Raw genomic sequence first — 13,405 nt, 5'->3', positions numbered from 1 at the left:
AATCCTTACTTGTTCGCTGGCAGTTGTGCCGCATGTTTAATCGCTTTTCGGATCCTGTCGTATGTCCCGCACCGGCATACATTGCCTTGCATATGCAGGTCGATTTCTTCATCGGTCGGATTTGGAATAGTGTCTAACATGGCTGATGCCGACATAATTTGACCTACCTGGCAGTAACCACATTGTGGCACCTTAAATTCTCGCCAGGCGATTTGCACCCGATGATTTGCATCGTCGTCGAGTCCTTCTATGGTAGTAATAGACTTATTCGCAGCATACGAAATAGGGGTGATGCACGACCGCATAGCATGGCCATCAATATGAATGGTGCATGCTCCACATTGGCCTAACCCGCACCCAAACTTGGTTCCTAGCAGGCTCAGTTCGTCCCTGAGCACATATAAAATCGGCATATCGTCTGGCACATCTATCGTGCGCTTTTTATTATTTATCGTTATATTTAACATGCTTTTTCTCCCGTTAAAGCATTACATTCTTTCGTAAACTGATTAGTTTGAGCTTTATTCCAATCTTCTAATTCTTGTTTGGTATCTATGTCAATAATCGCTTGGTTTAACAATATAGTCTGCCTTTGGTCACCTGCATTATTTAAAATATGTTTTGCCCCTTTATCGCCAGTTAATTGCTTAAGCTGCGAAAACCAAGCTTTTGGAAAAACAGCAGGGACAGACAGTCCGTCCTGAGTTTCACAACAGATGACCTTCTCCGGTTGCTGTGCACTTAATCTAACTAATGACTGATATGCAGCTGTGTCTAAAGCAACTTGGTCACAAAGTGTAATTACAATATGACTGCAGTTTGGCAGCTGTTTTAGCAAAATATCTACGGAATCAGCGATCGTATGGCCCATCCCGAGACGACTATTCTGAGGGGTAATCCAAGTTAACTTTGGTGAGCCATTCAACTTGATTGGCGTAAAATTGGCTAACTTAATGTCATCGCGAATTGCCGCAAACAGCGGTAAATTCAGTTGGAGAAGGGTATTTATTTTAGCTTGTAAAAGAGGCGTTTTGCCGTTCGACGTTGCGACTAAACTTAATTGTTTGACGCCATTAAATCGTCTACTTTGCCCAGCCGCCAAAAGCAAAATAGCCGGATTTAAGTTGAAGGGTTTAGTCATCTCAACCGACACGCTTCAAGCCCTTTTTATCAGCTTGGGTAAATGCTATTTTATTCTCAAGTACTGCGTGTATTTCAGCGGTAATAGACAGTGCGATAGACTCTGGTAATTCGCCTCCAATATCCAATCCAATTGGGTTAGACAAGGGCTTCTGTAAGTCTTCAACGGATATTCCTACGGATTTTAGAACTTTTTCAGTGCGGTGTTTTGGCCCTAACAAACCAACAAAATCGGCACTGGATTGTTGAACTAACAACAATGCTTCGCCATCTAGTTTGACGTTATGGGTCATAATAACCACCGCATCAAGTTGCGTTAATGACGGATGGCCGACTAAGTCTAGAAACTTGTCTCTGACAATATATTCTGCAGTTGCAAACTTGTCACGCTGGGCGTAATTCACTCGCGGGTCATACATTATTACGCGCCAACCTAAAACCTCTGCCATGGCCGCTAACGGCTGTGCATCGACTCCACCGCCAAAAATTGCGATTTGTGGGGCTGGGGTAAATTTGTGTTCAATCACTGAATTTGTTAGCGCGTCTGAGGACAGTGCTGAGTTTACAATTGACGTTATCTCGCCGGTCTTAACGACCCAATTATTAGGAAAAGTCGAAGTTGTGTCTTGCGCATAATGACTAATTTTTCGTTCGGAGAGTTGCTGCTTTAATAGAGGTAATTCAAGAAAATTATTGGCCTTGTTAATTGGCTGAAGCAAAATTTTAACCATGCCACCGCAACCAATGCCGAGTTGCCAACCAATGTCGTCTTCATCTCGCATGTCATAACAGACCGTCTGATTTTGACCAGAGTCCCAGCAACGACGAGCTTTACGCATAATATCAGGTTCTAAACATCCACCGCTGATCAAACCATAATATTGACCTAGATCGTTGATAAACATCATCGCACCGGTTTTGCGGTACGACGAACCTGCTGTTTCGATAACGGTTGCTAAGATCCATTGATGCTGGTCAATTTGCGAATGCCAAACATCCAATAATTTTTCCAAACGTATACTCATAGTGACCACTTTGCCTCTTAAGAATACCTTTTATCCGTTAAAAAAGCCCAACAGTCAATGTTGAGCTTTTTTAAATTGTAACAATTTGTCGTGGTTAGCATACCGTTAATGACTTGGTTTCATTAACTTAAACAAAGAGTTAATGTTATTTTGAATTTAAGTCAAACGTTTCACCGTGTCGCGGCATCGCTGCTTCACGCCACTTTTGCCCTTCTTCATGGATATGAAACCACTGTGGTTCTTTATTGCTCCAACTCCAGTGGGCCATATCTGTCACCATATCCTGCAACAACTGTGGGTGTTTACTGCTGATGTCGTTCTTTTCACCAATGTCTTTATCTATGTCATATAACTGCCATTTACCTGTTGCTTTGGTTCTAACCGCTTTAAAATTGTCACGACGAACTGAAACATCACTTGCCGCAGTACGATGCCTCATAACATAAAGGCTTTCACCTGCTCGTACCGGTTTTTTCGCTAATAAGGCAGGTAAAAGGTCTTTGCCATCTAACAACTTTTTAGTCGGTATTTCAGCGCCTGCCAATTGAGTAAATGTTGGATACAAATCAAGTGCCGACACCGGATATGGATAATGGTCTTTTTGTGCGGCAATACCTTTGGGCCAATACACAAACATCGGTACTCTGTGGCCCCCTTCATGAGCGCTGCCCTTGCCTTCTTTAAGTGGCAAATTTACGCCACCCTGTTGAGTTTTCCCGCCGTTATCGCTCATAAATACAATTAACGTATTTTCAAGTTGACCGGTTGCGTCTAACGCATCCACAACTCGCTGCACTCCGCGGTCTACCGCATGAACCATAGCTGCATAAATACGACGTTTCTTATTTTTGATATGAGCAAACTTGGCAATGTCTTCTTGTTTTGCTTCTAGTGGCACATGTGGAGCGTTGTAGGCGAGGTAGAGGAAAAATGGTTGAGATTTTTCTTTACCTGCTTGTTCAACAAAGTTTACCGCTTCACGGGATAATGCATCAGTTATATATTCAGTTTCACGTACTTCTTTGCCGTTGTGTTCTAACGGTTTAATGTAGTCGTTAACATAACGCACACCACGTTTTGTTAAGGCTTCGTAGCGTGGACGATATTGTTCAGGGAAATATTGATGCCCGCCCCCCAAAAAACCATAAAACTCATCGAAACCACGATTATTAGGATGATAACGAGATTCTTCACCTAAATGCCATTTACCAATTGCCCCGGTAAAATAACCAGATTTTTGCAAGGTTTTACTCACATACTCTTCATTAACATCAACGCCTGTCGTAGAACCAGTTGTTGGCAAGTTAAACTGAGCACCAATTTTATGTGGGTATCGACCGGTTAATAACGCCGCGCGGCTCGGTCCACAAAATGGATGGGCGACATAAGCTGAGTCAAATACCACGCCTTGGTTTGCTAACGCGTCAAGACTTGGCGTTGGGATTTCAGTGCCACCATTAAAGCTCACATCGGCATAGCCCAAATCATCTGCTAAAATTAGCAGGATATTAGGGCGTGCACCTTGATTGATATTGCTTTGTGTTTTTGAATTTAATGTTTTTGACGGCGAAGCGCATGACGTCGCGCTCACTAACAAAACCATAATCGTTAAAAAATACTTAGTCATTGGGTCCTCGATAGCCAGTATTTAATTGGCTGATACAGAATTAATTTAAATACGCTTTGCCGTGGTGTTCCAACATAGTTAATGCAGGATCGTCGACTCGTTTAAGTTCTTGTTTTAACAACATCACCATAGCCGCGCGTTGTTTAACGTATTTTTTGTTTTTGATAAGATTGTTCATCTCTAGCGGATCATTTTTTAAGTCATAAAGCTCGTCAATGTTATCACCTGGGTTCCAAACAAATTTAAACTCAGGCGTACGTATTGCACGAATACCAAACCATGAACCGTTGTACCATTCATAGGCATACAGTGCTGTGTCAGGTTGACCAGCTTCCGCTTTATCACCTTCAAGCATCAATGGCGTCAAGGTATGTCCGTCCACATCACCGTCAGACTCTAACGTCATCCACTCGGATAAGGTTGGCGTAACATCTAACAAAGAGACTTGGCGATGAACAATTCGTGGTGCAATGTTTGGATTTTTAATCAGCAGCGGCATACGCATTAACTCATCATAGGCATACGGTCCTTTGTCATATAAAGTATGTTCGCCTAACATACTGCCTTGATCGCCGAGCAAAACTATGTGTAAGTCGTCGTAAATACCTTCGTCTTTCGCCGCTTGCAATAACTCACCAACAATTTGGTCAACCATCGCAATCGCACCGTAATAAAATGCGCGTGATTTACGCCAGTCTTCATCAGACATATGACCAACATCATGCCAAGGCCACCAAATGCCCCCCTGTGCCAGTGGTTTGTTGATGCGTTTAGCTAAATGATTGCCTGGCACAGCCACCTTTTTAGGGTCATACATACTCGCAAACGGCTCTGGTACTCGATAAGCCGGATGCGGTTGATTAAAGCTCACGATGCCAAAAAATGGGCGGTCGTCGGATGCCATCTGCTTAAGCATCTTTTTACCATGCACCACTTTTTTATAAGCTTCGGTGTCTTCAAAAGTCCCATCTAAGGTTTTCCAGTATTCGTGCTTTTCGCCGTTTTTATCTAGTTTGCCTTTGTAATAACCTTCTACTTGAGTCACCTTTGAGTAGGGCGTATACGGACGACTAAAACGTTCTCTTGGTTCATGACCGTGACCTAAATCTATTTCAGCACCGCGCATTTCCGTACCGCGCGCCCCTAAATGCCATTTGCCAACATGACCAACTAAATAACCCGCATCGGACGCTCTTTTGATTAAGCCCCCTTCAGACGGATCTAATTCAGCTTTACGAGAATGATACAACTCAACGTTGTCATCCAAGCCATTTTTATGTCCCCAGCGGCCTGTATAAAACGCTGCACGTGAGGGAGAACATAATCCAGTTGTTGTCATCGCATTATCAAAACGAGTTGACTCAGACGCCAAGTTGTCGATATTAGGCGTATGCACCGGACCACCTCGATACGAAAACGTATCGAACCGCATATCATCAAACATCAAAACCAATACATTTGGTTTTTTCTTTGTTGCAGTGCTGCTATCTTCCTGCTTGACACTCGTGCCGGTAGCAACCGTTTCAGCGGACGTTAACGAACATGAAACCAACGCCGTTGTGGTTAATAGAAAGCATGCTGAATACGCAACGCTTTTAATTTTAGTAAACATAATCTTTATCCCTAATCGCCAAATTAGTTTATTTTTATTTTAAATATTATCGATGAATAGACACGCGTCCCGGTCGGCCACCTGTCGACTTAACCTCTGCGAACAAATCGGATCAATACGACACGTGATTATCTCGTCCTGCCGTAACGTTCATCCTGTTCAATCATCGCGGCTAATTGTTGTTCCGAACCTTCGATAAAAATCGTAATACCTATTTAAACATATCATGTTTAAATTACAAGTCATAAAAACGTCAAAATACAAATATCAAATGCATAGAAATAACAACTGCGGAAATAGTACGACAAGGCGATAGGAGCTCGAAAGAAAAGGAATTAGGCGTTATTTAGTTTGTCCAACTAGCCGACAGAACAAATAAAAGTTATGGTTTAAATGAAACGTGCATAGTAAAACTTTAATAATAACCGGAGTTTAAAACCAAAACTTCACGACTGACTAATAAAAATACGGGGCCACTTATTATGGAACAATCAGCCATAGGTCACGATGAAAAAATAAATGGTAATGATGCAGCTCATCAATATCACAAACCACCTTACATATTGTTGTGGCACTTTCATCGAAACCGCTGCGGAGAAATAACCACCAATTAAAGTGCCGACTAATACTGCACTCCCTTCGATCCAAGCGATGGAGTCGTTTAATATAAATAAGAGTATCGCCGCAAGAGAAACCGAAGAAGACACGATTAACTTAATACCATTCATTACATTGATGTTTGAGTGCCCTGCCAACGTTAAGTAACTTAAAACAACAATGCCTAAGCCCGCATTAAAAAAACCGCCATAAATACATACACCTAATAACACCATTGCCAAAAAGACCATTCTGAAGTGAGACGCATATTTATTATGGTTAGAAAAAGACTTTAAAAAAAGATTGGCTTTACCGCCAAAGATAAACAATAAGGTGGCAAAAAGCAGCAACCAAGGAATGGCGGTCTGAAAAGTTGATTCTGAGGTTTGCAGTAATAAATACGCCCCAACCCCGCCACCAACAACGCTGGATAAGACGGTAAATAGGACTTCTTTCTTGTGGTTTGTTAATTCATTTCTAAATGCATAAGCGCCACTTAAGTAACCTGCGCAGGAAGAAAATGTATTGGTCGCATTGGCAATTAGTGGCGTTACACCAACAAACACTAAGGCTGGGAACGTTATAAAACTGCCCCCACCGGCAATCGAGTTTAGGATCCCTCCCACTAAACCTGCAATAAAAAGCAAAATAAAATCCATCATTATCGTCTTACTCCGCTGTTTCTTGGGCCACTGTATCTTGATCTACTGTATTGTGGGATTTTAATACTTTTTTAAATTTACGTTAAAATGGTTTTAATTAATGTGTTTTTTCATATTGTTGAATTGCCTTTACTGCAGAAAAGGTCGACACACAATATGGAACTAAATATGTCAGTAAAATTTGAATAATGCGATCAGCTGACATATTCATTTCAAGCAAAGCACCGCCATGATTGATCAGTGCGAGTAGCGTACCCACTAAAATTGAGACTTTTAGCGCAGAATATGCCACTTTTTTTGAGAGCGCTAACGAAATAAAACTACTAGGTACATTGGACACGTCTTGTGTTCCTTATTAGTGCTAAGTCATATGATATCTAACAGTATAAATGAATAGTGGTGATAATCATTGAAGAAATTTAACCATTTTAATTCTTCAGCCTTTACAACCTAACTAATTTCTTTTGAGATTAATTAGTGCCCTTTTATTACCAAACATTGTGTTATCAATATCAATTGATTAACGTTGGTTTATTCATCAAAGCGAGTAGATTTGAATATGACTTTAAAATTCACCAACGTAATTTACAAAACGGTTTTGTATTGCCTAAGCGCATTATCGTTTAGCGTACTGGCACAAAGTACATTAATTCATAACATCCAAGGCTATACCTTTTTAAACAATGGTCAGCTAACCAAGTTTTCGGCCATCGTATTTGAAGATGGCAAAGTTGTTGAAACGTTTGGTGAAAAGGATAAAAAGAAAAACGCAGAGCTATTTAAATCGTATCCAAATGCGGTGTTTATTGATGGCAAGGGACAAACCATGCTACCGGGATTAATTGACGGTCATGCGCATTTTTTAGGTCTTGGTTACAATTTAATGCAGGTTGATGTTCGCGGGATTAAATCTAAACAAAAAACCGCATTAAAAGTAGCTCAATATGCCAAACAAAACCCCAAATTAAACTGGATTTTAGGCAGAGGTTGGAATCAAGTATTGTGGCCTTCAAAAGAATTTCCAACGGCAAAAGACTTAGATGAATATGAAGCCGACCGCCCTATTGTCTTAAGTCGGGTTGATGGCCATGCTGTTTGGTTAAACACCAAAGCAATGCAACTTGCAGGCATAACACGCAATACCATATCGCCAGATGGTGGGGAAATTGTTAAAGACCATGACGGCGAACCCACGGGCGTTTTAATTGATAACGCCGAGAATTTAATCACGGAGAAAATTCCTAATCAAGACGACACTATGTTGATGACCGCATTTAACAAAGTTAATCAACACCTCTTAGAACTCGGTATTACCAGTGTGCACGACGCCGGCATTGACCACGACAGTTACCATTTTTTAAAAGACCAAGTCGCGGACGACAACTTTAAAGTGCGTGTATACGCAATGTTAGCCGCAACCGACAGCAAACTAGAAGACATGTTAAAACACGGCTTTGTGAATGATCCAAAAGACATGTTATCTATCCGCAGTGTAAAAATATACGGTGACGGCGCCTTAGGTAGCAGAGGAGCCGCAATGTTAGCGCCTTATCATGACGACGCAAAAAATACCGGGTTATTGGTGACGAGTCAGGCGAGATTAAACGTACTTTTTAGCACCATTTTTAACTACGATTTTCAAATCAATATCCACGCCATTGGCGATAGAGCGAACCGGATAGCACTAGATGAGTTTGAAACTGCATATAAATCCAAGCCCGAAGCGAGAACGTTTCGAAATCGAATTGAACACGCACAAGTGGTCAATTTAGAAGATATTCCAAGGTTTAAACAATTAGATATTTTACCTTCAATGCAGCCTACTCATGCTACGTCAGACAAAAACATGGCAAAAGACAGAATTGGAGAGGAACGTTTAAAAGGTGCTTATGCTTGGCAGTCATTTTTAAAACAAGGCAGTGTTGTAGTTGCTGGCTCAGATTTTCCGGTTGAATTGGCAAATCCATTTTTTGGTTTGCACGCTGCTATTACTCGTCAAGACAGAGAAGACCAACCGCACGGTGGTTGGATTAAAGAACAATCGTTAACCGTTGCTCAGGCATTAAAAGCCTTTACCATAGACGCGGCATTTGGTGCACATCAAGATAAAATATTGGGCGGGTTAGAACAAGGAAAGTGGGCAGATTTTATTTTAATTGACCAAGACATTTTTGAAATCGATGCCAAAAACATATGGAAAACAAAGGTATTGGAAACCTGGATAGCAGGCAAAAAAGCGTTTTCTGCCAAGGGTGAGTAACCCGGCTCAAGTAGGCCAGCGATGACTTAAACACGATTAAAAAGGACGCTTAGCGTCCTTTTTGCTTGGATGATATTTTTAATTTAAAAGTATTAAAATATTAAACTAAAACAAGCGCCACCAGCGTCGCTTGTTGATGCTTTTACGGTACCGCCATGGGCGTTCATTACTTGTCGTGTTAAGGCTAAACCTACCCCAGATCCTTCTTTTTTTGTGGTGTAAAAAGGAATGAATATTTTGGCTTTCATTTCATCGTCTATTCCAAAGCCATTATCTGAAATATCGATAACCACGTGACCACGACGATTTAAACCAGCACTTAAGTTAATCTGCGGATGTTCAACATGTTGTGTCGCTTGTTGGGCATTTTTAACAAGGTTAATTAAAACTTGTTCCAACATGGCACGGTCGGCTTCTACTTTTAACGCCGCTGGCACCACTGCTATTATAAATTCAAAGTGGCAATGAGCCTGTTCTTGCCTAGCGATTTCAATAACCTGCGAAAACAATTCATTAATCGTTATTGGCGTTTTAACCGGCGGCGGCAAGCGGGTTAATTTGCGATAACTGCCAACAAATTTCATTAAACCTTCACTTCGACGGGCTACAGTGGTTACGGCACTTGAGATATCATCAAGGTGAGATTGGATCTCTGGTTGGTCGCCAACCTGTTGTTTTGTGTCGGACACTAAGTCCACGGCCGTTTTTGCAAGAGATGCAACAGGCGTAATACTGTTCATTATTTCGTGGGTCAACACTTTCACAAGATCTTGCCACGCTTGCAGTTGACTGGCGTCCAGTTCGTTTTGAATGTCTTGCAAACTCAACAATCGTTCCTGTCCCTGCGCGACAATCACCTCGGTCATAGACACACTCAATTGCTGAGTCATATTATCGGCCTGAAAAGTGACTAAGCGGCGTTCTCCAGCTTTCATGCTCGTTAAGTTAAATACAAATTCAGGCCCAAACTGGTCTAAATCTTCAATACGAACAATCCGCGCCTTACCAAATAGCCGTCTCGCGGCATTATTCCAAATCGTTAGCTGCCCATTTTGTTTAATGCTTATCAATGGCACAGGCACATGTTCGATTACGGCTTTTAAGTGTCGAAGTTTTTCTTCTTGCTGCTGACGACCCGCTTGAAATTTTTGCAAAATGTCGGCGAATGCGGCTCCCAGTTCGGCAAAGCCTGCTCCTAACGCCGACAGATCAAAACGCTGTGAATAATCGGCGTGTTTTGCCGCATCTAAAAACCGAACTAGCTCCGCGTTGGTGCGAGTTGTAAATTTAACAATGCTATAACACTGCAAAACAAGGATCAGCGTGGCCATAACTGTCGCAGCATGGTATCCCGGTTGATAAATAAGATACGTCATCGCCAATAAATTGAGCATGATCAACGCTGTACGCAGTCCAATTAGGATTGAAAATCGTTTAAAGCCCATGTTTTTCCATTCTCCGATAGAGCGCGGCACGGGTTAATCCTAATGCTTTGGCTGTATGACTGATGTTATAGCGATAGGTACGCAGCGCCTGAGTAATTGTGCGCTTTTCTATTTGCTCAAGATTAAGGTTGTTGCCATTGGCAATTTCATCCTCAACATTTTTAGCTGAAACGGCGTCAAAGTCTGGTCCGCGTTCAGCACCAGACACAGAGTTATGGCTTGCGCTCAACTTGTTGTTGTTTTCATTCCCATGTACCAGCCCTTCAATATCAGTATTTATCGTTGGGGAGCCAGTTGGCGTTTGAGGTAATGATTGCAACTGAAAATCTGCAACCGTGAGGTGCGCAGATTCACTTAATATCACCGCTCGTTCCACAGCATGTCTTAACGCTCGGATATTACCCGGCCAAGGATAAGCCGTTAAAACACGAAGGACGTCGGCGGTTATTGGTAATAATGGCTTGCCATATTTTTTACAATAAAACGCCGCGTAATATTCTGCGATAGGCTTAATATCTTCTGGCCTTTCTCTAAGGGCTGGCAGAGTGATCTCAACGGTATTTAACCGAAACAGCAAATCTTGTCGAAATTGCGTGTCATCAAGTAGGGTTTGTTTACTGGCATTGGTGGCACATATGACTCTAACGTCAAACGCTTTAGGCTTATTGGCGCCAAGCGGGGTTATTTGACGTTGCTCTAACACAGTTAATAGTTTTGCCTGTAAATGCAGAGGTAAATTGCCAAGTTCGTCCAAAAATAGCGTTCCGCCTTCAGCTGCTTCAAGTTTGCCAATGCGGTCTTCATTTGCTCCGGTAAATGCACCTTTTTTATGACCAAATAGCTCGCTTTCAAATAAGCTTTCGGAAACCGCTCCGAGGTCAACGGTCATAAAAATTCGATTTTTACGGCCGCTTTGTAAATGTAATTCACGGGCAACTAACTGCTTGCCTGTGCCGTTTTCACCTAAAATGAGAACATTGGCATCGGTCGGCGCACTGCGGGCAACTATAGACATGACCGATTTCATCGCGGCTGAATTGCCCAATATTTGTGGTCGCTCGGTTTGATTGGCGACTTTGATTAAAAGTTGATTAGTAGTCTGTAGTTGTTTGGCTTCACTTCGTACTTCACCTAAGTTTGCAGCGCTGGAAATGGTCGCCACCAGCTTTTCGTTCTGCCAAGGTTTGATCACAAAGTCTGTCGCGCCTAGCTTCATCGCTTCGATGGCTAAATTAAGCCCCCCATGTGCAGTGATCATAACAACGACACAGTCCGGGACTAATTGTCGTATTGTCGCCAACCATTTTAATCCCTCTTGGCCAGAACTTTCCCCCGGTCCAAAATTCATATCAAGCATTACCACCTGAAATTCATTTTGTTTTAACAGCTCTGGGATCTGCTCAGGTTCATGACAGGTTATGACCTCAAAACGATGTCGACGTAATAGCAGCTTTGCAGCAACGAGAATGTCTTCATCGTCATCGATAATAAGAATTTGGCTCTTGTCTGCCATCCGGTTAACGCACTCGTTTAATCAATTAATAATGTTCGATATCGTACACTTGCTGTTCGGAAACGTACAGTTTATTAAAAGAACAAATCTATAAAACACAAATAATTCATTATTTTCAACACGTTACAAACTGGAACGATACTTGAAGTGTAACCCACTAATAGAATTCAAATTTGGTTAAGTGAATACCCAATATGACAATGCAATCAGCGCCTTCAGCGCAAAAAGCCAGTGATAAAATATCAGGTGCGGGAATGGACCGTAAAATAGTAAAGCCATCTACGTCACTTAAGAAAGTAAAATGGGCAAGTATCATAGTTGTGTTCATCGCTTTAATTGCCTACTTTCAGTCAACGTCAAATTCCGGTAAAGCAATGAAAGTCGACAGCCAACGGATCGCTATTTCTGCTGTAACTTCAGGTATTTTTGAAGACTTCATTCCAATCAGAGCCCGTGTTATTCCAGCTAAAACAGTGTATTTGGATGCCATTGAAGGTGGCCGTGTAGAGCGTATTTTGGTCGAGGATGGGGTTACCTTAAACGCTGGAGACTTGATTGTTGAGTTATCCAATGCCTCGTTACAACTCAGTGTATTAGGGAACGAAGCCAGAGTAGCGGAGCAGCTTAATAACATGCGTTCAATAGAGTTGAGTTTAGAACAAAATCGGTTACAACATAAACGCAACTTAGTGGATATTAATTACCAGATTAAACTACTTACACGTCAAGTAAGCCGTGAAGATGAACTGATGAAAACAGGTGCGGTGAGTAAATCGACCTACGCCGACACCGCAGATACGTTAGAGTGGTATAAAGCGCGACTTGCACTAACGTTGGAGAGTCAAGCGTCTGATAAAAAACTACAGGAAAGCCAGTTGGTGTTCTTAAAAGACACCGCTATGCGACTTGAAAGCAATTTAGCTATTTCCCGTCAGAACCTAGCCAATATGAATGTCAGAGCGCCCGTTAATGGCAAGTTGTCTGGCTTTGATTTTGAAGTTGGTCAAAGCATTGATAAAGGCGAACGATTAGGCCAAATCGATACGCCGGATGACTTTAAGCTCACGGCGCTAATTGACGAGTTTTACCTTAGCCGTGTCGACATTAATCAACACGCCACGTTTGAAAATTACCAACTCACCGTGTCAAAAATTTACCCGCAGGTTACCAATGGTCAGTTTGAAGTTGATTTACAGTTTGTCGACCAACAACCCGATGGTATTCGTCGCGGACAGACAGTGCAAACCAAGTTAACCCTTGGGGATTCAAGTGAAGCACTGCTAATTCCTAATGGGGCTTTTTATCAAGACACCGGCGGCAATTGGATATTTGTAGTCACGGCAGATAGCAATGAAGCAGTGCGACGTCCGGTACGACTTGGACGCCGTAATAGTCGCTTTATCGAAGTGTTAGACGGACTTGAAGTGGGCGAACGTGTGGTTACAAGCCCATACACTAGCTACCAAGACATGCAGCGTCTCAAGCTCAACTAATTTACCGTCTGACAACAAACAAATTGAAGTG

At 42.0% G+C, this 13,405-nt stretch carries 11 protein-coding genes; 2 read left to right on the top strand and 9 right to left on the bottom strand.

All coding sequences use genetic code 11. The features are described 5' to 3' along the window. Positions 1–5: 5 nt before the first annotated feature. From Q4575_RS10900 to nrtS, 7 genes are all read right to left on the bottom strand, one after another. Complete coding sequence (locus Q4575_RS10900) at positions 6–467, bottom strand: (2Fe-2S)-binding protein (RefSeq protein WP_303522976.1); 462 nt, start codon at positions 465–467, stop codon at positions 6–8. Next, on the bottom strand, positions 461–1,141 hold the full coding sequence (locus tag Q4575_RS10895) for a nucleotidyltransferase family protein (RefSeq protein WP_303522975.1): 681 nt from the start codon (positions 1,139–1,141) through the stop codon (positions 461–463). Before Q4575_RS10895 ends, Q4575_RS10900 begins: the two co-directional genes overlap by 7 nt. Position 1,142: 1 nt before the next feature. After that, positions 1,143–2,165: an XdhC family protein gene (locus tag Q4575_RS10890; protein ID WP_303522974.1), complete on the bottom strand. Its 1,023-nt coding sequence runs from the start codon at positions 2,163–2,165 to the stop codon at positions 1,143–1,145. A gap of 145 nt (positions 2,166–2,310) precedes the next feature. Continuing rightward, a complete protein-coding gene (locus Q4575_RS10885) occupies positions 2,311–3,792 on the bottom strand; it encodes a sulfatase-like hydrolase/transferase (RefSeq protein WP_303522973.1) in 1,482 nt (493 codons plus the stop codon). A gap of 40 nt (positions 3,793–3,832) precedes the next feature. Then, positions 3,833–5,404 carry a sulfatase-like hydrolase/transferase gene (locus tag Q4575_RS10880; RefSeq protein ID WP_303522972.1) on the bottom strand — a complete coding sequence of 524 codons (1,572 nt, stop codon included), beginning with the start codon at positions 5,402–5,404 and terminating at the stop codon, positions 3,833–3,835. 491 nt (positions 5,405–5,895) lie between these two features. Continuing rightward, complete coding sequence (locus Q4575_RS10875) at positions 5,896–6,663, bottom strand: sulfite exporter TauE/SafE family protein (protein ID WP_303522971.1); 768 nt, start codon at positions 6,661–6,663, stop codon at positions 5,896–5,898. 97 nt (positions 6,664–6,760) lie between these two features. Further along, a complete protein-coding gene (nrtS, locus tag Q4575_RS10870) occupies positions 6,761–7,003 on the bottom strand; it encodes a nitrate/nitrite transporter NrtS (RefSeq protein WP_215964085.1) in 243 nt (80 codons plus the stop codon). Between the two features lie 219 nt (positions 7,004–7,222). Here nrtS and Q4575_RS10865 point away from each other — a divergent pair, with 219 nt between their 5' ends. Beyond that, positions 7,223–8,923 (top strand): amidohydrolase, encoded by a 1,701-nt coding sequence (locus Q4575_RS10865; RefSeq protein ID WP_303522970.1) that lies wholly within the window; start codon positions 7,223–7,225, stop codon positions 8,921–8,923. A 92-nt stretch (positions 8,924–9,015) separates the two neighbouring features. On the opposite strand, the gene Q4575_RS10860 is transcribed toward Q4575_RS10865, so the two are convergent. Both Q4575_RS10860 and Q4575_RS10855 read right to left on the bottom strand, forming a co-directional pair. Continuing rightward, positions 9,016–10,398, bottom strand: a complete 1,383-nt coding sequence (locus Q4575_RS10860; protein WP_303522969.1) for a PAS domain-containing sensor histidine kinase — start codon at positions 10,396–10,398, stop codon at positions 9,016–9,018. Further along, on the bottom strand, positions 10,358–11,881 hold the full coding sequence (locus tag Q4575_RS10855; RefSeq protein WP_303522968.1) for a sigma-54 dependent transcriptional regulator: 1,524 nt from the start codon (positions 11,879–11,881) through the stop codon (positions 10,358–10,360). Before Q4575_RS10855 ends, Q4575_RS10860 begins: the two co-directional genes overlap by 41 nt. Before the next feature lie 194 nt (positions 11,882–12,075). Between Q4575_RS10855 and Q4575_RS10850 the strand changes: the two genes are divergently transcribed. Further along, positions 12,076–13,374: an efflux RND transporter periplasmic adaptor subunit gene (locus Q4575_RS10850; RefSeq protein ID WP_303522967.1), complete on the top strand. Its 1,299-nt coding sequence runs from the start codon at positions 12,076–12,078 to the stop codon at positions 13,372–13,374. Positions 13,375–13,405: the final 31 nt, after the last annotated feature.

The sequence above is a fragment of the Psychrosphaera sp. 1_MG-2023 genome (genome assembly GCF_030548245.1).
GTDB classification, from domain to species: domain Bacteria; phylum Pseudomonadota; class Gammaproteobacteria; order Enterobacterales; family Alteromonadaceae; genus Psychrosphaera; species Psychrosphaera algicola.
This window is presented reverse-complemented; position numbering and strand designations above follow the sequence as displayed.